This window comes from Spirosoma harenae (assembly GCF_054776975.1).
Window position 1 is genome coordinate 188,494 of sequence record NZ_BAAHBD010000030.1, and the last position, 24,323, is coordinate 212,816.

The following is a 24,323-nucleotide window of genomic DNA, read 5'->3' on the forward strand; positions in this document are numbered from 1 at the left end:
TACTCGGCTACTAGAAAAGTTATAATCAAGACTATTTTGGCTCTTATTAGCCTCGGTTTATGCTTAGAAAAGTCCAAATAAGCTGTCTTATACTGCTTTCTCTACTTTGTAATTTCACTTTAATCATGTAATCTTGCATTTACTATCACAATGATACAGTATGAGCATTTTGCAAGCTTTTGATTTATCAGGTAAGACAGCGTTAGTTACGGGTTGTAAACGAGGCATTGGCCGGGCGATGGCCGTTGCCTTAGCCGAGGCAGGCGCTGACATAATCGGTGTATCGGCATCACTCGAACGCGAAGGCAGTGCGGTTGAGCAGGACGTGCAGAAAGTGGGTCGTTCGTTTCGGGCCTATCAGGCCGACTTAAGTGATCGGTCTGGTGTCTACACCTTTCTGGAAGCCTTGAAGACAGATGGTGTGGTCGTTGACATTCTGGTAAATAATGCCGGAACCATTCTACGAAAACCAGCCGCTGAACACCCCGACGACTATTGGGATACAGTGATCAATACCAACCTGAACGCCCCTTTTATTCTGACCCGCGAAATTGGCCGGGGTATGGTTGAGCGCGGTTCGGGCAAGATTATATTCACGGCATCTTTACTGACATTTCAGGGCGGTATCAATGTACCGGGCTACGCGGCCAGTAAAGGTGCTATTGGCAGTCTGGTAAAAGCGTTTGCCAATGAATGGGCGGCAAAAAATGTCAATGTAAATGCGATTGCACCGGGCTACATCGCAACCGATAATACCGAAGCGTTACGCCAGGATACTGAACGTAGCCAAAGTATTTTGGCTCGTATACCGGCTGGGCGTTGGGGAGAACCCGATGATTTTAAAGGCATTACCGTTTTTCTTGCTTCCGAAGCCTCCCGCTACGTTCACGGCACTGTGATTACGGTTGACGGCGGCTGGATGGGCCGATAATAAGCGGGATGGATGTACGAATTGTAATACACCTGCCAGACTTTCTCTGCGCTATTAAGCACACTATATAAATAACTCCACATCAATATGGTATTAGTTGTTGTAAAAGCATTGGATATTCTGGAGCTTGTTGCCCAGGACCCTGGCCGGGCGCACTCGCTCACGGAGATTGCCGAAACGATGCAAATGAATCAGGCAACCTGTGTGAACATTTTAAAAACACTGGTTGAAAAAAACTATCTGGAACACCTGGGGCGCAAGAAGGGGTACCGATTAGGGCCGATGGCGTATAATCTGACTAATAATCTATCCTATAGCCAGGACCTGGTACTGGTGGCTAAGGATATTATGGAAGACCTGACCCACCGACTCAACGAAACGTCCATTCTGGGAGTTTTGCGCAATCAGAAACGATTCATTGTTCATTTAGTCAATAGCGATCAGGATCTCCAGGTACGAAGCCGCACCGAACGGAACATTTATGAAACCGCATCAGGGCGGCTTTTGCTAGCCTTTATGCCTGTCAGAGAGCGGGAAAGCTTACTTAATGTCATCGGGTATCCTGGTCCAGATATTTGGCCCGAAGCCACTACGTCCGAAGGATTAGACGCCGAATTACTATTGATTCAAGCCCATGAGCTATGCGTTACGCGGTCGAAAACGCACATTATCGGCTTAGCCGTTCCCGTTCGTCGGCACAATCAGGTGATCGCTAGTTTAAGCATTTTTTTACCCGAAATTCGATTCAGCGATGACCGAAAAAAGGAAATAGAAGCTGAATTACGATCGGCAGCCCAGTTGATTAGCCGGCGACTTTCCTTGTCTTAACTAGTTGTATGCGCAGAAAATAAAATTAACGTAGAGCGCCAAGCCAGTTGCCTTTGGCACGTCTCAAAACCTTTACTTAGATGAAATGGAGGCCCTGATTTATGAACACATTATTGAATATTTATAAATTTATGGGCATTAATCAATGGCACCACAATTTCTATGGATTAAGCAAGAGGTGAGCCATAACTTTTGTCCTATTTTTCTCCTCGGCGACCCGTTAGGTTATCCCTACTCTGGTTGACTGCTAGCAAGCTACCAATTCTTGGTTTCTTACCAGCCCACAAACCTAAAGGGCGACCCGGTCTGATCGGGGTGTACAGTACGCCTGCATTGAGTTTCGGGATCAATTAAAGGAGTTACCTGTCTTGTAAAGTATGACGGGGCCACCCGTGCGGCCGAAAAGGTAATTGATGGGACAATGCCGGGGCCGAGAGCTTTTTCAAAACGCTAAAATGTGGGATGGTTAATCCTATTAATTTTGAAACACGCCACCAGGCAAAGTTAGCCACATTTGACTACATTGAGGGTTGGTATAATCGTCGTCGGAACCATTCAACGCTCGATTCCCAAACTCCTTTTCAATGTGAATCTTATTTTTTCACCAGCTCAATGGCTGCTTGAAAAATTCCTCCAGTGAACCATTGCAATTCCAAGGATACCTACTTAATGGGGCGTCATTTTCGCAACTATTGGGCAGGTCCTAGTTGAAAAGCCGTCAATGCAAGCGGTAAGCCATACAAATAAACATTGTCTCTTTTATGAGCCTTTGCTAAAATTGAAAAAGCCTCCGTGCAATTTTGCTTACTATATACGAACAGTACACATGCTTATTCTGATAAGATCTGTAATAACAAATTTACTTTCATAGGTGAGATATAAAAAAGATTACCCGCTATCAGCGGGTAAATTCTGGAATGCCTTTGTTAGCACCTCTCTAAAGATAATAATTTTTAAATTGTAGGTAAAGCACCGCCATCTACCGAATAATTAATTCCGGTAATATACGTCGCTTCCGAAGACGCCAAAAAGGCTACAAGGTTAGCAATTTCCTCCGGCTCTGCCATCCTGCCCACCGGTACACCTACTTTGTCCATGACCGCTTGAAAAGCTTCATCAACGGCACTATTTGACGACTTCGCTATATTGTCAATGAAATCCAGCATTAACGGCGTTTTGACTACACCTGGTGAAACGACATTTACCCGTATTCCTTTTGAGCCTAATTCATTCGCTAAGGCTTTGCTGTAAGCATTCAAGGCTGCTTTTGCTGAAGAATAAGACATGGTCATCTCCCAAATCGGCTGTTTTGAGGCACCCGTAGAAATATTGATGATTACACCGCTTTTTTGCCTTATCATGGCAGGCAATAGTGATTTATTAATGCGGGTTACCGACAAAAAATTTAATTCCCAGTCATTATACCAGTGTTCGTCCGAAAGGGTTTCGAAACCACCGCCAGGACTCAAGTTAGCACCTGCGTTATTGACGATAATATCTATTCTACCGTATTTTTCCAGAATCTCCTTGGCAATAGTTTCTGCGTTTCCAGGTTGAGTGATGTCAGCAGCGATGAAGTGATGTCCGTTTATGTTTCCTTCAGGTGCAGTTCGTGCAGTAACTACTACTTGAGCACCTTTACTACTTAATTTATCGGCAATGGCCTTGCCAATGCCTTTTGTTCCTCCTGTCACTAAAGCGACCTGACCTTGCAATGTTGTATCCATCGTGTTGATTAGAAATGAGTTGCAAAGTAAAATTTAATACTTTACTTTTGAAAGTAGTAACACGTTTGTACAGTAATAACAGAAAGTAAAGCCTTAAACAAAGTCAACTACTTATGGCTGATAAAAACATTAAAAAAAATGATGAACGATGTGCGCTTCAGGAAATTTTGGGGGTAATAGGCGGAAAATGGTCGATGTCGATTATTTATGCTTTATTCACTGGCACGAAGCGTTTCAGCGAATTAGAGCGACTTGTGCCAGGCATCAACACCCGAATGTTGGTCAAGGAATTGAAGAATATGGAAACAAATGGGATTGTCACTAGAAAGATTTTTGCCACCGTGCCGCCTACTGTAGAATATACGCTGACGACAAAAGGTGAAAAATTAGAGCCAATCATTAATGAATTATATAAATGGGGACTTGAATACGTTGGCTGACGACAAGTTTACTTGGCTGATTTTTTGTAGCTGTCAACGCTAGTCCGTAACCTACGTTCTATTTTTTGCTCAGCTTTACTTATAAGGATCATCGGTCCGTTGACTTAGTATAGATAGCTAGTCATTAATAAGCCGTTTATCTGCGTTGCCTTATGCACTTGACTTTAACACTCGACGCCCAGAAAACGCAGGTTCAAGCATTAGCTGAGCAACTAAGTTCACCGCTTACGGCACCTGACCGACTCGACTGCCCGGCCCACGTCGGCAATGGGTATGTCCAGGCTTACTACTTTCCCCTCGGGCTTACGGTGAATGTCTATCAACTGCGGTTAAGCCAATCTATTTCGTTTGAAACCATCAACCCAGCAAACAGCGGGGTGTATTGTCTGTTCATCAATCTCTCCGAAGAAGGGGTTGAGAAAACCATCGACGGTGAAACGTTCGCTATCAATCAGCAGTCGCCTAACGGGATTTTCTACTACGCACCCGCCAATCAGATTCGACAACAGAATGCGCAAAACCGTCTACTGCGGTTTGTGGCGATAACCTTCACTGAAGCCACATTTGAGCAATTAGTATCCCTTGAGCAGCGGGCCAAGCTAGTGCCATCCTTTGGCAGTTTTATGTTCCTCGACATGGACCTACCGATGCAATCGCAACTCCAGCAACTTTTTACTAGTCCTACAGCGAGTGAATCGGAACTGAATAAGCTGACGAAATATACGTTGACGCTGGACGTATGGACGGCTATTTTGAACAAAGTGCTGCAACGCCAGTCAGCAGCCGACACGCGCGGTATGTTTGAACAGGATATACAGAAGCTGTTCACGGTGCGCAACTACCTACTTACTCACCTGAACGAAACGGTGTTGCAGACAGATTTGGCGGCAATGGTTGGGTTCAGCGAAAGCAAGCTCAAACGACTTTTTCCGCGACTATTTGGCCGCAGCGTTTACCAATATCAGCTAGTTGCACGCATGGAGCGCGCCCGTCAACTGCTAACGTCCCGGCAGTTCAGTGTTTCGGAGGTAGGCTACCAGGTGGGTTACACCAACATGACTCACTTTGCCGAAGCTTTTCAAAAGCATTTCGCTCTCAAGCCCCGCGATTTTCTCCGAACGATCAAGAATAAACGCTTTTCCCAGCCTGAATCGGTTAGTAACTGACCGTTTAGGGTTATTTGTGGGCCAAAATAGCCAATAAGTTTGTGTCGTACTACCAAACGCAATTGTGCTATGAAAACAGCTTTCGTCATGGGCGGGTCGGGATTTGTGGGTAAAAACCTGATCGCCATGCTGCTGGAAAAGGGCTACGCGGTTAAAGCGCTGGCCCGATCCACCAAAACCGCCGACTTTGTCCGCCAACTGGGTGCTATCCCAATCCAAGGCGATCTACAGAACCAGCCTGCAACGCAGGCTGGAATGGTGGGCTGCGACACTGTGTTTCATCTGGCGGCTTCGGTCGACTTCTGGGCCGACGAGCAGGCACTGTGGGCCGACCATGTTACCGGTACCGAAAACATGCTGAAAGCCGCCCAGCTTGCTGGGGTTCCCAAGTTTGTGTATTTGAGTGCAGCGTCGGTCATCATGGACGGTCGCCCTATTGTCGATGCCGATGAGCGGTTCGTGTCTAACCACATCATAGACGGCTATTCAAAGACCAAACTGGTGGCGGAACAGCGGGTGCTACAAGCTAACTCGCCATCAATGGAAACAGTAGCCATTCGGCCTCCGCTTATTTGGGGTAAAGGTGACACGTCGGCTCTCCCACAAATCGTCGAAGCGGCTCAGAAGGGGCAGCTAGCGTTCATCGGGGGAGGGAAGCATCTCTTCGTTACCAGCCACGTTCGCAACGTTTGTCACGCGCTCATCTTAGCGGCAGAAAGCGCAATCGGCGGGGAGGTGTTCTTCGTGACCGATGGTGAGAAATTACAGTTCAAGCAATTTCTGACGGCTATGCTGGCGACGCAGGGCATCAAAGCACCGGACCGCTCAGTACCCCTGGTTGTAGCCAGGGCAATGGCCCAAGTCATGGCGTGGTTCTGGCGGACTTTCCGCCGACGGGGCCATCCGCCTTTGTTTCCGGGCATGGTTAACACGCTTGGGTTACCCTTCCTTGTTTCCGACGCTAAAATCCGGCGTGTGTTAGGCTTCAAGAACCTTATTTCTGTTCAGCAGGGACTTCGAGAAATGAGGTAGTTCAAATCTGTAAAGCATAACTTACTTACCCCATGAAAACCATCTTGCTTGTAGTGAAGTCCTGGCTGCTCGTTGCTATTCTGAATTCCACTGCCTTGGCCCAGACGCCCTCAGAGGCTGTTGTGGGTACTTGGCTCAACCAGGAACGAGAAGCCAAAATTGCGATTGTTAAACAGGGTGCCGAGTACTTGGGTCGGATTGTGTGGTTGAAAGAACCTAACGACGCCCAGGGACGGCCGAAAACGGATGAGAAGAATCCGGATAGCCAGTTGCGCACGCGCCCAGTGATGGGTATGACGTTAATGCAGCACTTTACGTTCGACGGGCAAGATACCTGGGAGAATGGCACGATCTACGACGGCCGCAGTGGCAAAACGTACCGCTGTAGGATGACCTTAAGAGGTCCGAATACCTTAGCCGTCAGAGGCTATATTGGTGCAGCCTGGATGGGCTTAGGCCAAACGTCGACCTGGACAAGAGCCGATTGAGGAGATGGAGTTGCGATTGCATCGGTACGTCTATGTCGAGGAACATAAAACTGCCTATCCTGGTAATTGCTTTCGCAATACACTTAATTTTAACGTGAACTATGAGATTGACAGCCTGATAAGCAGTCGTTTAAAGGCTGTCAATCTCATAGTTCACGTTAATTTAAATGGAGAGCACAAAAAACCTAGGGTAACTTATGGTAGGCAATCCACCATAGGTAGCTCATCGTTCAACGGTACGCATTTAATTATCTCCTTCAATTTTCGTCCGTTTTAGGTACATCGGGTGTCCAGTTTCGGACAATTAGCTGATAAGCAATCTGTCAAAACCGCGTCAGACGCAAACCAGAGCTGGTATAGACAATTGGTCTTTTATTTGTTTAGAATTACACGAGTAAATAACAAAACCATGAAATGGGCTTTTCTGGGAGGGTGAACGCAACGGATGAACCCTCGACCCATTGAACCGCCCCGTAATGACCGGTCCCCCGGTGCGGGGGGGCGGTATCCCGACCACGCCTGGCCAAGCCAGGCTATCAAAAAACGATATGCATCTGCTTTTTCACTGGTCCTGCTATGCTACAGAATTACCTCAAAATAGCTTACCGTAACCTGGTCAACAACAAGAGCTTTTCGCTCATCAATATCACCGGACTTGCGTTGGGGATTGCCTGTTCCATTATTTTGTTCCTATTCATTCTCGATGAGCTAAACTTCGACGCCTTCAATAAAAAAGCCAGCCAGACCTATCGGCTTTACGTTCACAGTTCGATTAACGACGAAGAAGCCAGCAATGCCAAGACGGCACCTCCGGCTGGCCCTACACTGGTGCAGATGCTCCCTGAAGTGCTCACGCAAACCCGTATCGGCTACTTTGGCGTACACGATTTGCGCTATAAAGACAAAGTATTCAGAGAAAATAGTATCTACACGGCCGATTCTACCTATTTCGATGTATTTACCCTACCTTTCGTTCACGGTAATCCAGCGAATGCGCTCAAAAATCCGAACAGCATTGTCCTGACCCAAACCATGGCCCGCAAGTACTTCGGGCAGGAAAATCCGACGGGAAAATCGTTTCTGGTCGACGAAACAAACTCGTATCTGATTACGGGTGTCATGAAAGACTTTCCCGATAAGTCGCATTTCCGTTGCGATTTCCTGTTGTCGATGTCGACCTATCCCCAAGTCAATCAACAAAACTGGCTTCAAGGGAATTACTCGACCTACATTGTTCTCAAAGAGGGGGCAGATCCTACACGGGTCGAGCGCAAAATGCAGCAAGCGGTTCTCGACCGTTTAGGGCCAGAGCTCGAAAAAGCACTGGGTATTTCTATGCAGCAATTTCTGGCTAACGGCAATGTATTTGAGTATCGCATGCAACCGTTATTATCCATTTATCTGCACGCAAAACGGCAATACAACATTGACCCCAATACCGAGTGGGGTAATGCCCGAATTGGCGACAGTGTGTATGTGTCTATTTTCTCGGTGGTGGCCTTATTTATTCTTCTGATTGCCGTCATCAATTTCGTCAACCTATCGACAGCCCGTTCCGAGAAGCGCGCCAAAGAAGTAGGCGTCCGAAAAGCCATTGGTTCGAGTCGCCTAAAACTAATGGGGCAGTTTACGACCGAATCCCTATTGCTGACTGGTCTTTCGGTTATTGTGGCGTTGTTTTTAATACAACTCATGCTTCCCAGCTTTAACCAGATCGCAGGTCGGCAGTTGACACTATCACTTTTTACCAATGCGTATACCCTGCCAACGCTGATTGCTTTTACGCTCATCGTAGGCCTGCTGGCGGGAAGTTATCCAGCCTTTTTTCTATCGTCTTTTCGGCCCGTCGAGGTATTAAAATCGGGCGTACAAAAACGGAAATCCTCCTTACGTAGTCTGTTGGTGATTACCCAGTTCTCGATATCGATTACCCTGATTCTGGGTATGATCATCATCCGAAACCAATTAGGGTATCTTCAGCATAAAGACCTTGGATTCAACAAAGAGCACTTACTCTCAATCAACAATGGGGCAGCACTGGGCGATAAACTCAAACCATTTAAAGCTGAGTTATTGAAAAATCCAGCCATCCTATCGGTCAGCAACTCATCCCTATTATTTGCAAACGGTATTCCGGGAAGTGCTTATTTGGCCGGAAAACGGTCGGGTACCGATCCCGTTTTAAGTCAGTATCTGGATGTTGATGCGGATTTCGTAAAAACGTTTGCGGTGCCAATTAAAGCCGGACGTTTCTTTTCCAACGATCGGCTGGCCGACAGCACCACTGTGGTCATCAACGAAGCGGCAGTGCGAGCGTTTAATACGAACAACCCGTTAGATCAGGAACTTACCGAAGTCGATGTAAACGGCTCTAAAACCTATAAAATCATTGGTGTTATAAACGACTTCAATTATGAATCGCTTCACCGTCAGGTTCGTCCGCTTGTGTTTCACTTTAGTCCCGTGCGGCAAGCCACCAGTATTTTAACCGTCCGAATTCAGCCCAATGCCACAAAACATGCGATAGATTACATCGAAGAAACCTGGCAACGATTCGAAAAAACGGACCATTGTCACTATTCGTTTTTAGATGAGCGGCTGGCCCGACTTTACGAAGCGGAACAAAAAACGAGTATTATCGCTACGATCTTTTCCGCTCTGGCCATCTTTATTGCCTGCCTGGGCTTGTTTGGTCTGGCCGTTTTCATAACCGAGCAACGCACCAAGGAAATTGGCATTCGTAAAGTGTTAGGGGCTAGTATTGCCGAAATCCTGTATCTGTTGTCGCGACAATTTATTGCCTGGGTCGCCATTGCCATTCTGATTGCATCACCCATTGCCTGGTACGCCATGAGTCGATGGCTCGACAACTTCGCCTACCGCGTCGAAATTTCGTGGTGGGTATTTGTTGTGGCCGCTTTTCTGGCCATTGGCATTGCCATCTTGACGGTGAGTTTTCAGAGCCTAAAAGCTGCGCTGATGAATCCTGTAAAGAGTTTACGGGCCGAATAACGGACAATGTAGTAATGTTCAAACCCAAAAGTTATTCACATAGTGGTCTTGACTTTAGGGTTTTACGGGTTTGTATATGGTTTATGAAACGTCCGAATTTTTGGTACACAAGTCTTTCTTCGTCTTAGGTTGGAGCGAATTGGGAGAAATTGGTTAAAGAAACGGACGCTCCCTGAAACCCTTATTTCTTTCTCCTGCTAGCCCCTTGATAATGGCCAGCAGGAGCTGGCTAAGCTGAACTGGCTACTCCTGTTGAAGCCAATGCCCTGCGCCTGCCATCAGCTTAACGCCAGGCGCCAAATAAGTACCTCAATCGCTCATTCCACCGATGAAGAGCGAGGGAACATCAATCGTCTTACTCGAAAACAGGCGCAACTCAGCGAATAGGTCAGAATTGGAATCCTCACGATAAGCCTGCAAGGTACCTGGAACCCCTGTACGCTCATACTCTTTGGTTTACATAGTAACAAAAGTGCCAACCAAACTTATTAGTTTCGTCATTAAAAAAGCGTTTCGCAATAGTATTGTACCGATTACAATCCAGCCACAAACTGCCAGAGGTTTCGGCCAACAGCTCGGATTGTTCCATAACCGCAAAATGACCACCTTTGGAAGCTTAGTCTTCCTGCTTTTTTCAAGCGAACTTCTGCTGCCAATACAAGCAGAACAGCTGCAAGAAGGTTTTGTCCTGTATCGCTTCCCAAAAGTTATTCCCTCACATAGGCCTTGACCGTGGTGGCTAAGGCGGCTGAACTAAAAATGGTATAATGGGTCTGATCCGATAGGATGGCAAGTGAGCCTGCCCTCGGCCGCTGCCAGCCCAGCCCGCATTGCGATCCCCACCACATGAGCGGTACGAACCGAATCGCCATCGGCATAGACGAGCAGGGTCGGTGCCTGCATCGTCGTTAATTCAGCTGAAAAGTCGTAATCCTGACTCAGCAACTGACTTAATTTAGAAAGCAAGACAGGCCATCTGTCCCATCTGCCATATAGCACACCTAGATCGCTCATCTGATCGCCTGGCTGCGCACCGTAGGTCGATTCAACAACGATTCTTTCGAGACCAGAATCGGCGACGGCTGCCAGAATGGATTGAACACGCTTACGTTCTTCTTGCGTGGTATTAGTTGTGACCGGTGCCGGTGGGTTGAGCGCAAACAGTCGTTGGCCCTGCTGGAAAACCGCCCGCAACGACTCGGTGTCGTATACATCCACGATAGCGACAATAGCCCCCTTTGCTGCCAGGCTTCCCTTTTTGGGCATTGTGCGTGATCACGGTAACCGGCTCCTCTTGGTCTAGCAAGGCTTAAGCAACGGCCGAGCCAACGTGGCCTGTGGCTCCCAGAATTATATATATGATGGTGTTTGTTTAACGAGTTGTAAACTCAATACCGACCCTCCCCAGTGGCTGTCCTGCCAAAGCAGCGCGGCCCTGCAACAGCGGTAGGTCAGAGAGGGCTACCTTTAGTGCCATAGTGTGAGGAAATATTGTTTCAAGCTGAGAGGTTGCGGGGGGATAGCTAGGCCAGCCGAAGGCTGGGGTCTGAACCCCAGCCTTCGGTTCCAGGCAACTGCTTGTCGTAAATGGATTCGTTCAGCCGTTGAAAACAACCCCTTCAACCCAGCTCTCAAGTGGGTTAGACTTGTTGGGGGCGGTAAGTGAGCAGAGCTACCCCCGTTTGGGTTATGCGAGAGGCTACCAGGCGAAGGGCTACTTGACTTCCACCCGTAAAAAGCTGTTTTCCCCCACCCAGCACCAGCGGATGAACCAGCAGATGGTATTCATCAATTAACTGGTGGGCCATGAGCGCATTCACCAACTGGCCGCTGCCGTATAGTAATAAATTCTGACCGGACTGGCGTTTGAGCGCATTAACGGCCTCTACCACATCACCCTTCAGCAGCTGAGCATTCCACTCAGTCTGCTGCAAACTAGCTGAAGCCACATACTTGGGTAAGGCGTTGATCCGCTCGGAAAATCCATCTGTATCCGTTACGGATGGCCAGGCGGCCGCCATACCTTGATAAGTCACCCGACCCAACACCAAGCCATCGCTGGCGAAGAGTTGCTGGCGTTGAAAGACACTGACTTCGTCATTAAAATAAGGGGCTGTCCAGGCTGGATTTTCCATCACCCCGTCTAAGGATAGGTACTCAACGGCAATTAGCGATCGCATAGTCGATGAATTTATAAAAGAGCAGCCCCAGCGCATGCTTGGTCAAGCCGTACCCGTTGTTTTAGGGTTCACTTAGTTCTGCATAACAAAGGCTCAAAAGTAGCCCCCAGTCAGTACGCTCCATCGTTTTGTCGGTACACAACCCCATATATCGGTGTTCACCGTTTAGCGAAAAATAAGGTCGTTGATCGAAAATGGTGAGCTATGGTTTGGGTCGGATAGAGAGGAAAATCAGCTTTTGTGAGAAAGCCGTTTAGGCGAAAATAGTAAGCTGGAGGAAAATACCAATCAAGATGCGGGCAACCCAGATTAGGCGTCGCAACTATAAAATTCAGGGCCCCAAACGAGTAATGATGTCCGAAAACATACATTTCTTGTCCATTTTTGGACACCAACCTTCTTGCATAAATACCGATTAACAAGCTGATAGTCAAAGAAATAAATTACCTCTCTAGGTACTGGCAAGGCATTTGTTCTACAGAAGTTGAAGTATTCCTTACTCATAATCATTTATGACCTAGCCCATCACAAGCTGTAAGCCTATAGACGGCCAACTCAAGCTAAACAGATTTAGACAATAAGTCGGCATCTCACCCACATTCGCAAACAGGAACATTTTTTATTTGTGAAAACCATTCCCTGCTTCCTCTTCATCCTAACCTGGCAAGTCCAACCGGTTCGCTTTATTGGCAGTCATCAATGGTGATTTTACAACCTGGGGAGTACCAGGGCGCCGTAAGCGGCATACGCTCTGCCAACGGGTTGCTCATAGGCTTGACGGACTACATCCGCGATGAGTCGGTAAGCTTCATGCATACCCATCAGAATGCCCATTTGAGTTTAGGACTTGTCGGCCAAATGGTTGTTCGAAGAAAGTCCCATGCCGGTCTAAATGACACGATCGAACAATTCTCTTTTATTCATGCTGGCGAAGAACATCAAACAAGGCTGGTCAGTAGCGTTGGTAAAAACATTAATTTGGAAATAGAACCGCCATTCTTTGTTCGCTACGCTCTGACGGAGGCCAATTTCAGTAAGTTAACCCAAACGCCCGGCGCATCCCTGCTGATGCTTAAATTAGTTAAAGAGCTTCACTTCCCTGACAAGGCGCTGATCGACAACATCCACGATTTGATTCTCAGCAGCCTCCAGCCTCAAGTAAATGCCATCCGAAAACCAACGCCTGGGTGGGTGCCGCTGGTAGAGCAACTGCTATCAGATAATTGGGATAAAGAACTATCCCTGCAACAAATTGCGTCAGCGGCTGACATACATCCGGTAACCGTATCCAAATATTTTAGGCGCTATTTCGGTTGTAACCTGGGCGAATACCGACGGGGAATTAAAGTAGAGCGGGCACTGCAGATGATGAATTCTTCTCATAAATCGCTGACTGAAATTGCGTATACCTGTGCTTTTTTTGACCAGAGTCATTTCATCAGAGCCTTTCGGGAAGCCACCGGCTACCCGCCAAAACACTTCTTGCTCCGGATGGTACGCTAATTCTGTCCAATTTTCTTCGGGCAGGGCCACCTACTTTTGGCTATTCATTGTAGTAAACAGGTAAATCTATGTGGAAGCTAGTTATTCTGCTTGTGCTTTTTAGTTACATTCAGGCAACCGGACAACATCGTCTTGCGCTGATCGATAGCCTTATTTCCAGACGGGTAGCGGATTATGAATTATCGGGCAATATCCTCCTGGCGGAGAAAGGAAACGTACTATACGAGCGGTCCATTGGTTTAGCCAATACGCGTACCGGTAGGCCAAACAATCAAAACTCTTCGTTTCAGCTGGCCTCGGTGTCAAAATTGTTTACCTCGGTAGCAATTTTGCAGTTAAAAGACAAACACTGGCTGAAACTGGACGATCCGGTACAAAAGTATATTCCCGAACTTAACAACAAGGTCATCACAATCCGTCATCTGTTAACGCACACCTCGGGTCTGGCCGATTATCAGATACTGGAGAAACCGTATGCTCGGGATACCAGCAAAGTGTTTGAGATCAGTGATATTCCTGCCGCTATCAACAACGCCCCTGATGCCTATCGCTTTGCGCCGGGAGAACGTTGGAGCTATTCTAATAGCGGTTATAATCTTCTGGCCTTAGTTGTTGAACGGGTCAGTAAGCTTCGCTTTCAGGACTACCTCAAGCAACACATCTTTATACCGGCCAATATGTTACATTCCTACCTTTCGACCCCGCTGATACCGATCAGTGAGCCTGATAAAACAGTTGGTTACGATTATCTGAATTTTGCCCCATGGATACTACAACGAGCTGATTCTCTGCCACAAAACCATATAGAACTGTTGCACCTGAATGGGTTGATTGGTATGGGCAATGTATTTAGCACAACGAGCGATCTGCTGAACTTTGACCGCGCTTTATACCGGGGATCGCTCCTTACCAAGACCTCCCTCGATGAAGTGTTCAAACCCACCAAGCTTACCAATGGCGAACTGGCCTCTAACGGTTGGAAAAACACCAGCGCCTATCAGGGACTCGGATGGTGTGTGCTCAAAGATACCACGTTGGGTAAAGTCGTGTTTCATAGCGGTGGAGAGCCCGGTGCGGTAACGATGTTTATTCGAAATGTTACCAAAAATCAGACGGTTATCGTTTTAAATAATGTTACCCACCGCAGTACCCATACCACTGCTATGAGCCTGCTGTATGTACTAAATGGGGGTAATGCTCAAACCGATAAACGATCCATCGCCAACGAGTTCAGCCGCATACTGATAAAGAGCGGCATTGACAAAGCGTGGACTACCTATCATGCCATCAGGACCGATACGGCCCGCTTTTACCTGGATGAGCGCGAAATGAATTTGACAGGATTAGGCATGTTCTATAACGGCTTTAAAAAGCAGGGCATGGAGCTTCTGCGGCTGAATACCGTTTTGTTTCCCGCCAGTAGTAATGTCTATGACAGCTACGCCACCGTTCTGACTGCACTCGGCAAAAGACAGGAGGCCATCAAAATATACAGGAAAACGCTGCAACTAAACCCAAAAGCTGAGCAGGCCAGAAGAGCGCTGGCTGATCTGGAAGCAAGGTAATACCAGCCTAGTCTTAGTTTAGATGGTTTATTGTCCATCAATTGTTACTTGCCGATGAGCCTGGATTATTCCTCTGGTTTGATTGGTAAACAGTTGCACGCACCAATTCAGCATCTCCTTTTAATCGAGTATGCTCCAGGAATGGGGGTATTTTCGCCAGTCTCACGAACGCCCTGATTAACACTCACTATCAATTCGCCAGCTTGAGTCCTTGTAGATTACTGAATATCGTTGCGCATAAGCCCGTTTACCCAACAGGATTAATCTCAGCAGGCTTATCGCTTTAATTTCTTTCACCATAGGACAAGTTTGGTAAAAGCGATGATCTGCGTGTGAGTTGAGCCAGTTAATAAATATTAATACAGGCTGTGATTAGGGAACTGTCTAGTAGTAGGATTCACAAAAGTTCAGCATAATTCTGATATGCTTAAGTATGCAATTTCACATCTCACCAAACGCCGGTTTCTCCGAGACAACATGCACTATCCAAACACGCTGTCTATAGAAGTTGGCTGCAATCTCAAATTGCCACCCCACTAATCAACGTTGCATTTTCGTACTACTGGTTAAGCTAATCATGCATTGTAGTCAGTGACGGATTTTACGGCAGGCCACTGCCCCGTGCCGGCGTACCGGTACGAAACGGAAAAACTACCTAATCACCCGCTTTTATCGTTCTAATGCAACGTAATGGCGCGGCCTTGTAGCGCCTTCTCGGCGTCCGGTAAAATCTCGCAGTTGTCCCAGATGCCCGTCAAGAGTGTCTGAGCGTAGGAATCGGGGAGCCGGTTGTCGATCATTGCCTGATGAGCCGTCAGGTTGTCGTAGGTAAAGGCATGAAAGCTATACGTAAATAAACCGGCCGTGTCGTCGAGCAGCAGGTACCATACGCGGGACGTACCGTCATTGGCAGGCATACCGATTACCCCGGCGTTGAGCCAGTAACGGTCGATACCAGCATCAGACACTTGCTTGTCGGTAAAGGGTAGTCCGGCGTGACCGGCCAGTATTATGTCGGCTCCGGTAATCGCAAAAGTTTTTTCTTTCATCGACCAGGGCGTCGATGCGAACACAAAATCAGCGATGCCAGTGGCGGCTCCGTGCAATACGGTTACCGACTTATCCGCGTACCGAAAAGACAGTTGAAGCGGCAACGTACGCAGCCAGTCGACGGATTTCGCTGAAAGCGTCTGAACCGCATACGGAAACCAGGTGCGGGAGAACAGATCACACCGACCACCTTCCGTAAAGTTACAACCGCAGTCATCTTCACCCCGAATAATATTCTGCTCTACGTTGCCCTGAATGGCCTGAATGCCCCAGTTTTTCACGAACTGTACCGACTCCTCAGGCTGGGCGCAGTAACCCACAATATCGCCCGTACAGATAATATTGTCGGGCGGAATCTGAAACTGACCGGCAATCGTTTTTAGGGCTTCCAGCGACTGCAAATTAGAATAAGGCCCTCCAAATACAAGCAGTTTACCGCTGCGTATACCGAGGTCTTGGTTATCAGAGCGATTCGTATCAGTCATGGCTTTTGGGTTGAAACAGCGCGCTGCCTGCGAAAACGAGAAAACAGAAGGCTGTAGTGATCAGGTTCACGCTAAGCAGCGATCCGTATTTCCCATCGCCCAGTCGGAATGATTCGGGCAAGGGAAAAAACGTTAGAAAGCCACCCAGTAGCAATCCGCCCACCACCGACAGATGAAACGCCAGGCGCGGCACCTGAACGTTCCAACACAAAAAAACGGGAGCTAGCCCAAGCACCAACGTACCGCTAATGGTAGTGGCCGACAGGATAGCCGGATCGAAAAAGACGGGAATGGTACCCAGCACCGTCAGCACGACCATGGCCCATCGTCCTTTGGTAACGCTCGGCACAGTGGCCCGGCTTAAGTCGATACTGATGAGTTTGGAGAACGACGCCATGGCTGAGTCTAGCGTCGATGAGGCTGAGGTTACCATAATGAGGTTCATTAGCAGCAGCATCGGCACGCCAAAATACTTTGCTACGGCCACTGGTGCTTCGCCCATCAGGCTATTGAGTTTGGCGAATACACCTACGAAGCTAAAGAAGACGATACAAAGCGAGCCAATAACGGCCGCCCAAATGTAGGCCCTCCGCGTGGTGCGCGTGTCGGAGATAAAGCCCCGGTCGGTCAACACAGGGTCATGGAAGGGATAACTGAAACACTGTACCAGCGCCACCAAAAGCAGATCGACGCCCTGATTCAGTTCCCAGCGGCCACTGTTTACAAACGGTGTCAGACTCCCGCCATACTGAGGTAAAATGAAGCCCAGAATCACCGTAAGCAGCACCAAAAAAAGCGACAGCTGAATCACATCAGTCATGATCGAACTACTCATACCGCCTTTGAGCGTATAAGCGAGCGTGAGCAGTGTAAACACCAGAATGGCAACGTAGTAATCAGCAGAGCCCTGTGCCCCGAAGTACGAGCCAATCACGATAGTGTTCGACCAGATTTCGTTATAGAGCCGAATCATGATAAGGAGCGTAAAGACCACCACCGCACTCGCGCCAAATTTCGACTCCAGAAAGTGATGGATGCTCCGGTACCCGCCCTTATTGCGCATCGATACGATCACAAACCCCGCTACCAGAAATGACAGATAATAGCCCGCATAGGCCACGCCACCTACCAATCCAAAACTGTGACCCAGGTTGGCAGCATTGGTGATCGATTTGGCGAAAAGCCACGAAATGACCAGACTACTCGTCAGGAAAATGGTGTTTGGCGTTCGCTCATTGCGGGCACCCCGGAAAAATTCGGGTGCCGTACGAGCCAGGGGTGATACGAAAAATAATGTAATGCTGGAAGCCAGCACCAGCCCCCACTGCAACAGGGTTGTGGTCATGCGGGAATGTTTATCGGGTCGCCCACCAAACGGGTATATTTATGCTGTTGTTCTGGGTTTTGTCGGCAGCTTTTTTGTACTGAACCACGTTCAGCGCGCTCTCGGTTCCGGGGTAAGGCATCCGAACGGGAATCAGCCCATTGTTGAGACTAGCCGAAATGGTTTTTAGTCGCGGGAAACCAGTTCGTCGGTACTCGGTCCAGCCTTCGTAGGCGTTGTTGATATTACCCAGCCACTTCTGCGTCAGAATCTGCTCGATTGGGTTCTGTCCGTTCTGGGCGTAGGCTACTTTAGCGCTGCTCAGGTAACCCGCTGGCAGCCCCGTAAGCCAGTAAGCAAAAGCCTGCGTAACCCCTCGCTCATACCACTCCTTGCCTGAGGCCAACACGAGCCCCCGCTCGGCAGCTTCGGCCAGCCAGAAACTAGTTTCATGGGCCGTCATGTAGTTGGCATACAGCTTATCCGACTCCTCCCGAAAAATGGTTCCTGTCAGTGAATAGTCGGCTACGGAAATCGACAATTTCGACGCATCGGGACCGTTGAGCAAGCCTTTGTAGGTGCCCGGTTTAGCCGCCGTAGACCGGAAGTATACCCCAACACGCGGATCGTTTAGGCTGGCGAGTAGTTCCTGACTGGTCAGCGACATAATAAACAGATTATAATCGCCAATGCGGGCGGTCGACATGCGAAAATTGTTAGGCTGCGTGAGTGAGAAGCGAAATACTGCATTGTCGGCATTTGTCTTGATGAAATTACCTTCCGTTAGTACCTTTTGCAGGGCATCTTTTACGTTAACCTTACCCGAAATTCGCATCAACGCTTTAATTTTCAACGAATTGGCAAATAATATCCACTTACTGCGGTTGCCATTGTAAAGAATGTCTCCGTCGAGAGCAGTAGCTCCTTTATAGTTATTGATGGAGGCAATACCCTTATCGAGGTTGTCCAAGATACCACCCGCAGCTGTGTAAATGGCTTCCTGCGTGTCGTAGGCGGGTGTTATTACGCCCTCTTTACCCTGCAAAGCCTCGCTATATGGTACGTCGCCGTAGAGATCCGTGAGGGCAGCCGCCATGTACGCTTTCATAATCAGGGCGGGACCTTCATAAACACCGAACGCTACGTTGGCGCGGGACTTCTGCAGCAGGATTTCATTGTCGCGCAGGTTTGTGTAGATGAATGGCCAGGGATTGCCGCCATACTGCGGTTCGCTGAGGCTGTGCCGGTCAAACAGATTGAAGTCGATGGCCGTAAAATACTGTCCCAGCAGGTTGCCTGCTACAAAGGCTTCGTAAGACATCTGCTCGCCATAATCGAATAAAATTTTGCGAAACAGTAGCGACGGCTGCACATCGACCGGCGCATTGGGGTTGGTGTTTATTTCCTGAAAGTTTTCCGTACAGCCGGGCAGCACACTGATTAGTGTAAGCAGTAGGAGCGTACTATATAAAATCCGTTTCATAATCAGCTGGTTTGAGTCCTATACCGTAGCAGGACTTAAAAATTTACGCTTAGTTTCACCCCTAGGTTACGCGAGGTAGGATAGGTCATGTCCTCAACGCCCGTTTGAAGTTGGTTCTGCTGGAAGGACGTTTGTTCGGGGTCAAAGTGAGGGATGTGCGATAGAGCCAGCAGGTTACGACCCACCAGAGCTATCGTCAGTCGCTGCATACGCAGCTTCCGGGCGAGCCCCGCCGTTTCGGGTAGTGTATAGCCGATGCTCATTTCCCGCAGTTTTACATACGACGCGTTGTAGGTGTTATTTTCCTCATTATTGCGGTCATAGTACATCCGGTAATAGGTTTCAGCAGGAATAGAAATGGTATTGGGCTGGTAGTTCGGATTGTCCGTTGTGCCCGTGTTTACCACGCCTTTAGCTACGATACCCGCATCAGGACGGTTGGCCGTTTCAATCAGTTGGCCCGCTACACCCGCCAAGGCTAGCGTGCGCGACACCAGGATACCTCCCTGCCGCCAGTCGAGCAGAAAGCCCAGATTCCAGTTTCCGACACTTAGCTGGTTCGATAAGCCCACCATGAAATCAGGGTTATAATTACCCAGCTTCTTTAGGGTGTTGTCGGCAATGTATTGTCCATTGCTGCCCACTATAAATTCGCCCTGAGGGTTACGTAGATAACCAGTGCCCCACATATCGCCCATCCGGTCGCCCTGACGTACCTGATACCAGACGGTTTGGTTTACGTTGTCATAAATACGATTGTAACCCAGAGTCAACGTACCGGCCTCTTCGGGCAGCGACACCACGGTGGTCCGGTTGCGGCTAAAGTTCAAGCTTACGTTCCATCGGATAATGCTCGTCTGGATAGGGATGGCCGTTATCACGGCTTCTATACCTCGCGACCGTACTTCACCACCATTAATGACTTGTTCGCTGTAGCCGGTTGGGATAGCGATTGGCAACGATAGAATCTGGTTGCGGGTACGGGCATCATAGTATGTCAGGTCGACACCCAATCGATCATTCAGAAAACGAACATCGGCTCCAACCTCAACCGACGTAATCGACTCTGGTTTCAGGTTGGTGTTGGCAATCGTGCTCTGATCACTGAAGGCCGGTTGCGAAAACACTGGGTTCCGGGCGTTAAATACCCCCGTAGTCTGATAGGGGCTGGTATCATTTCCAACACTAGCCACACTGGCCCGTACCTTGGCAAACGACATAAACGCAGGAAGTTGGAATTGATTTGACAGCACCCAACTGGCCGATACCGAGGGGTAGAAGAAAGACGTATTGGCCGTTGAGGTGGGCGTTGCCAGCGCGCTCGACCAGTCGTTACGTCCCGTTACGTCCATAAACACTACGTCTTTGTAACTCAGTTTGGCCAGCGCATAGAGACTGTTGATACGTTTGCGGGCGCTCTGCTGGTAAGCCTCCACCGGAGAAGCCGCATTAGTGAGTTTAAATACCCCCGGCTGCGCCAGTGTCAGGGCCTGATATTGATCAAACGATGCTAGCTGATCCATGCGGTTGCCCCCGGCCGACAAATCGAGTGAAAGTGCGCCTACGCTCCGGGTGTAGTTCAACAAAAAGTCGGTGTTGATTTCCCGGAAGAAAACAGCGTTTTCGGCATAGGCACCATTCTTGAAACGGTTGCTGCTGAAGGCCCGCCGAAATTGCCGATTTTCGCTCGAATAGTCCATGCCGCTACGTACCATCAGCGTCAGGTTAGTAGCTAACTCACCCGTCACGGCCAGATTTCCGATGAGCCGGTCGCGGTTAAACGAGTTACGGTTTTCGTAGAGCGTAAAATACGGGTTATCGAAATACGTATAGTTGTACGAAAAATGCTGTATACCCTCCAACCCAGGCTGCCAGTACTGCTTCATCGGGTTGACATCGGTTTGCCGTCCCAGCCAGGCGCTTAGGGCGTAGTTGATGTTTTCCGAGCCGTATTTGGTCGCAGGTCGATTATCGCTACCCGTGTTGATGTAATTGATAGATGAGCTGAATTTCAGCCGTTGGATGGGCTCAAACTGTAGCCGAGCGGCCAGCGTTTTGCGCTTCAGATCGACACCCGGAATAGTCGACTGACTGTTCAAATCGGTGTACGATAGCCGGTAGCTTCCCTTGTCGTAGCTACCCGAAATAGCCAGGTTATTGATTGCCGTATGGCCCGTTTCGTAGAAGTTTTTAAGGTTATCGGGATGCGACACAAAGGGGGTTGGGGTGATGGGTAGCCCACTGTAAACATACGTATCGGCGCCACGTACCACCCGGCCGTCGGGGAGATTTACAGGGCTGTCGTACTGTGGAATTAACAAACCCGCATCGAGTTTGGGACCGTAACTGTAGGAGATATTGTCGTTGATGCCCCCGCCCAGACCATTGACATATTTGAAGGCTCCACTGTTACCCTGTCCATACTGATTCTGGAAACGGGGCAGTTGAAACGGACGCTCAGTGTAGAACGTACTGTTGAAACTCACGCCAATACCTTTCTGTGACGATCCGTCTTTAGTCGTAATTAGTATCACCCCATTGGCAGCCCGAGTACCGTAGAGAGCAGCAGCACCAGGGCCCTTTAAGACAGATACCGTCGCTACGTCGTCGGGGTTGATGTCCATAGCGCCATTGCCAAAGTCAATTTCCTGAAAGCCGTTCGCATCGTCGTTGACTCGATTGACCACTGTAGCATTATTAATCAGAATACCATCGACTACAAATAAGGGGTTATTATTGGTAAAGGACGATTCACCCCGAATAGTGATACGTGCTGATGAACCTACCCCCGTCGATCCACCCGTAATCATCACACCTGCCACCTTACCCGACAGGTTGTCGAGAAAGTTGGGAGCCTTTACGTCGCTAACCTGCCGACCATCAACTTTCTGGATAGCGTAACCCAGGCTCCGGGCATTGCGCTCTAGCCCAAGAGCTGTGACAACTACTTCATTGAGCGACATTCCTGCAACTAATTCAACCGTCAGGCTGGTTTGGCCCGTGTAAATAACTTCCTGGGTCTGGTAGCCAAGGTAAGAGAATGTCAGAACGTCCGCTGGCTGTAAATTGGACAAGGTGAAAGTGCCCATTGAATTAGTGATCGTACCTGCCTGTGTGCGCTTAACCTGCACAGTTGCACTCACAATGGGCTGACGCGATAACTGGTCGACAACTTGCCCGGTAAGTTTCTGGGAGAATGCAGTAACGGATAATAAGGAAAGAAAGGCAATTAGTAATAATGGCCGCATGGAACGGGAATTAGAGTAGACATGAAATATTAAGCATATACGCGGTAATAAGAGAGGTAGATTTTTAGCAAATGAATAAATCAATTACCAGCGAGACACATAGTCGGTTTACAACTGATGAGGAAGTTTTATTTGATATTATTGAAGCAGCGACAGCCTATTTATCAAATAAACACAAAACGCTTAAAAGCCTTTTTCACCACTATCTGTTTGTTTTCAGCTGCCTCTGGAATGGGCCAAAGCGGAAGAAGCCCTGCGCGAGGCCGACCGGCGCAAAAATGAGTTTCTGGCGATGCTACTAAAGCCAAAGGGCTATGAGATACATACACGCACAAGTGGCCGGGCCGGTATCGAAGCGGCAGAAATAATGCAGCCAGCAGCAATACCGTAAGTAAAGCGTTTTTTGCGAAACCACTTTTTACACTACCCTGGTATCTACGAAATAATCTCATTGACAATTTGGGGTTTTGAGCACTCCCAACGCGGGTATGAGTATCCATTTTTCGTAGGTTAAGAATAAAAGAACGAAACAGAATAATTACCCTACCTTTATACGCAAACTCGAATAATCAGCTCAACAAGCACTATGCAAATATTCTTCAAGACACTCGAATTACCTTTTAAAGTTGGCGATACTGTTTTTGTCAATCAGGAGCATGGCGGACATCTGCAGGATAGATCTGAGCCTCCTTATCCCTATTTTCAGGCAGAAATAGCCCGAATCTTTTTCGACGGGCGTCTTGAGGAATTAACCGTCATTGCTGACCCCGTAGATTCCTACGAACTGGAAGTCAAAACGGTTGTCTATGAATTGAAACCCATCGGGAAATACGTCAAACTAGCCAGAATGCCGCTTCGGCTAACTTTACCGATTAAAGAACCTAAGTTATTTAAATCTGAAGCCGAATTACTCGAATATCAACAGACGCTAAAAAATATTGAGACGATGGGGGTTTCTAAGCCTGAGCCGAAGGAAGATAAGCCATCGTAAACCAGTACTGGCGAACCACCTGGAGCAACTCCAATAATTGTTCGTAGCGGTCCGGTTTTTTAATCACAGTTTGAGCCCCGAGTTGATAGGCCAATTTAGCCTTATAGGGGTCGTCGCCACCGGTTAATATGATGACCGGAATGGAGGCCCACTCTTTATTGATTTTCAAATTCATCAGAATTTCCAGCCCATCCGGATAGGGCATATACAAATCCAGAAAAATCAATTGAGGGATATTGCCTGTCTCGGTCATGAGTTCAAGCATTACCAGGCCATTGCCAAAGTGGCGAAGCTGGCAATTGGGAAAAACAGACAGTAGCGCTTTTTCGAAAATAAATCTGTCTTCTTCGTCATCATCCACCAAATACACTAGATGGTTATCGGTACTCGTATTCGCGTCGGTAGATGCATGCACCATTAGATAGAATTGGATTGGTTAATCTAATAAGCCGACCAGCGCGAAAATGTTTCTGACGCATTGTCAATGAATTCCCTTTAAGGGAGATTATTTTCTGGGGGCTTAGATAAATTTAGTAAGGAGGTGCGTTCCTTGGCTAGGGCCATTCGACACCGAATAAGGATCGCTTGCAGTTGGACAACGGTGATTGCTGATTTTGGTTCACAAAACTCATTTTCTTTGTGTTGAGTAAGTTGTTGTTCAAAGTAAGTAACAGCCAGTTGGGTTCGCATGACACAAATTCGACGGAAGTTGAGGGCATCTGGTGGAGCCAACTCGTCAGGCAATCGACTGTCTATTGAATCACTTAGAACGTGTTGGGGAATTATATTCTGTGATCGGATTTGATTCGCTGAAGCATTAGTTGAATATTAGCTAAATACAGCCAACTCACCGAAGATAATAGCGTATAC

General features: G+C 48.1%; 18 protein-coding genes and 1 pseudogene. 11 read left to right on the forward strand and 8 right to left on the reverse strand.

What is annotated here, in order from left to right; translation table 11 throughout:
• Positions 1-160 precede the first annotated feature (160 nt).
• The 3 genes and pseudogenes from ACYVE4_RS27510 to ACYVE4_RS27520 all read left to right on the forward strand — a co-directional run.
• Positions 161-931 carry an SDR family oxidoreductase gene (locus ACYVE4_RS27510; protein WP_461043620.1) on the forward strand — a complete coding sequence of 257 codons (771 nt, stop codon included), beginning with the start codon at positions 161-163 and terminating at the stop codon, positions 929-931.
• Between the two features lie 87 nt (positions 932-1,018).
• The gene (locus tag ACYVE4_RS27515; RefSeq protein WP_461043621.1) at positions 1,019-1,759 is read left to right on the forward strand and encodes an IclR family transcriptional regulator; all 741 of its coding nucleotides are present in this window, start codon (positions 1,019-1,021) and stop codon (positions 1,757-1,759) included.
• A 426-nt stretch (positions 1,760-2,185) separates the two neighbouring features.
• Positions 2,186-2,383: pseudogene (locus tag ACYVE4_RS27520) on the forward strand (IS3 family transposase); the annotation flags it as partial.
• A 329-nt stretch (positions 2,384-2,712) separates the two neighbouring features.
• Here ACYVE4_RS27520 and ACYVE4_RS27525 read toward each other — a convergent pair.
• Positions 2,713-3,486, reverse strand: a complete 774-nt coding sequence (locus ACYVE4_RS27525; RefSeq protein ID WP_461043622.1) for an SDR family oxidoreductase — start codon at positions 3,484-3,486, stop codon at positions 2,713-2,715.
• A 113-nt stretch (positions 3,487-3,599) separates the two neighbouring features.
• Here ACYVE4_RS27525 and ACYVE4_RS27530 point away from each other — a divergent pair, with 113 nt between their 5' ends.
• The 5 genes from ACYVE4_RS27530 (at position 3,600) to ACYVE4_RS27550 (ending at position 9,624) form a co-directional block, all read left to right on the forward strand.
• Entirely contained in the window at positions 3,600-3,926 is a 327-nt protein-coding gene (locus ACYVE4_RS27530; RefSeq protein WP_461043623.1) for a winged helix-turn-helix transcriptional regulator, read from the forward strand.
• A gap of 152 nt (positions 3,927-4,078) precedes the next feature.
• Positions 4,079-5,092 carry a helix-turn-helix transcriptional regulator gene (locus ACYVE4_RS27535; protein WP_461043624.1) on the forward strand — a complete coding sequence of 338 codons (1,014 nt, stop codon included), beginning with the start codon at positions 4,079-4,081 and terminating at the stop codon, positions 5,090-5,092.
• A gap of 39 nt (positions 5,093-5,131) precedes the next feature.
• On the forward strand, positions 5,132-6,124 hold the full coding sequence (locus ACYVE4_RS27540; RefSeq protein WP_461043625.1) for an NAD-dependent epimerase/dehydratase family protein: 993 nt from the start codon (positions 5,132-5,134) through the stop codon (positions 6,122-6,124).
• Positions 6,125-6,156: 32 nt separating this feature from the next.
• Positions 6,157-6,612, forward strand: a complete 456-nt coding sequence (locus tag ACYVE4_RS27545) for a DUF2147 domain-containing protein (RefSeq protein WP_461043626.1) — start codon at positions 6,157-6,159, stop codon at positions 6,610-6,612.
• A gap of 576 nt (positions 6,613-7,188) precedes the next feature.
• Positions 7,189-9,624 carry an ABC transporter permease gene (locus ACYVE4_RS27550; protein ID WP_461043627.1) on the forward strand — a complete coding sequence of 812 codons (2,436 nt, stop codon included), beginning with the start codon at positions 7,189-7,191 and terminating at the stop codon, positions 9,622-9,624.
• Between the two features lie 753 nt (positions 9,625-10,377).
• Here ACYVE4_RS27550 and ACYVE4_RS27555 read toward each other — a convergent pair.
• Both ACYVE4_RS27555 and ACYVE4_RS27560 read right to left on the reverse strand, forming a co-directional pair.
• Complete coding sequence (locus ACYVE4_RS27555) at positions 10,378-10,890, reverse strand: hypothetical protein (RefSeq protein ID WP_461043628.1); 513 nt, start codon at positions 10,888-10,890, stop codon at positions 10,378-10,380.
• 374 nt (positions 10,891-11,264) lie between these two features.
• Positions 11,265-11,804, reverse strand: coding sequence for a dihydrofolate reductase family protein (locus tag ACYVE4_RS27560; RefSeq protein ID WP_461043629.1), 540 nt, complete (start codon positions 11,802-11,804; stop codon positions 11,265-11,267).
• A 699-nt stretch (positions 11,805-12,503) separates the two neighbouring features.
• Here ACYVE4_RS27560 and ACYVE4_RS27565 point away from each other — a divergent pair.
• Both ACYVE4_RS27565 and ACYVE4_RS27570 read left to right on the forward strand, forming a co-directional pair.
• Complete coding sequence (locus ACYVE4_RS27565) at positions 12,504-13,307, forward strand: helix-turn-helix transcriptional regulator (protein WP_461043630.1); 804 nt, start codon at positions 12,504-12,506, stop codon at positions 13,305-13,307.
• A gap of 68 nt (positions 13,308-13,375) precedes the next feature.
• Positions 13,376-14,872, forward strand: coding sequence for a serine hydrolase (locus ACYVE4_RS27570; protein ID WP_461043631.1), 1,497 nt, complete (start codon positions 13,376-13,378; stop codon positions 14,870-14,872).
• Positions 14,873-15,549: 677 nt separating this feature from the next.
• Here the strand turns inward: ACYVE4_RS27570 and ACYVE4_RS27575 are convergent.
• The 4 genes from ACYVE4_RS27575 to ACYVE4_RS27590 are packed head-to-tail and all read right to left on the reverse strand — an operon-like array spanning position 15,550 to position 22,462.
• Positions 15,550-16,407 (reverse strand): metallophosphoesterase family protein, encoded by an 858-nt coding sequence (locus ACYVE4_RS27575; protein ID WP_461043632.1) that lies wholly within the window; start codon positions 16,405-16,407, stop codon positions 15,550-15,552.
• Positions 16,400-17,752 carry a sodium:solute symporter family transporter gene (locus ACYVE4_RS27580; RefSeq protein WP_461043633.1) on the reverse strand — a complete coding sequence of 451 codons (1,353 nt, stop codon included), beginning with the start codon at positions 17,750-17,752 and terminating at the stop codon, positions 16,400-16,402. The genes ACYVE4_RS27575 and ACYVE4_RS27580 overlap by 8 nt, the downstream gene beginning before the upstream one ends.
• A gap of 10 nt (positions 17,753-17,762) precedes the next feature.
• On the reverse strand, positions 17,763-19,214 hold the full coding sequence (locus tag ACYVE4_RS27585) for a SusD/RagB family nutrient-binding outer membrane lipoprotein (RefSeq protein ID WP_461043634.1): 1,452 nt from the start codon (positions 19,212-19,214) through the stop codon (positions 17,763-17,765).
• 35 nt (positions 19,215-19,249) lie between these two features.
• Positions 19,250-22,462 (reverse strand): SusC/RagA family TonB-linked outer membrane protein, encoded by a 3,213-nt coding sequence (locus tag ACYVE4_RS27590; RefSeq protein WP_461043635.1) that lies wholly within the window; start codon positions 22,460-22,462, stop codon positions 19,250-19,252.
• A gap of 586 nt (positions 22,463-23,048) precedes the next feature.
• Between ACYVE4_RS27590 and ACYVE4_RS27595 the strand changes: the two genes are divergently transcribed.
• Complete coding sequence (locus ACYVE4_RS27595) at positions 23,049-23,453, forward strand: hypothetical protein (RefSeq protein WP_461043636.1); 405 nt, start codon at positions 23,049-23,051, stop codon at positions 23,451-23,453.
• On the opposite strand, the gene ACYVE4_RS27600 is transcribed toward ACYVE4_RS27595, so the two are convergent.
• On the reverse strand, positions 23,419-23,871 hold the full coding sequence (locus ACYVE4_RS27600; protein ID WP_461043637.1) for a response regulator: 453 nt from the start codon (positions 23,869-23,871) through the stop codon (positions 23,419-23,421). The two genes, ACYVE4_RS27595 and ACYVE4_RS27600, sit on opposite strands and share 35 nt — an antisense overlap.
• Between the last annotated feature and the right edge of the window lie 452 nt (positions 23,872-24,323).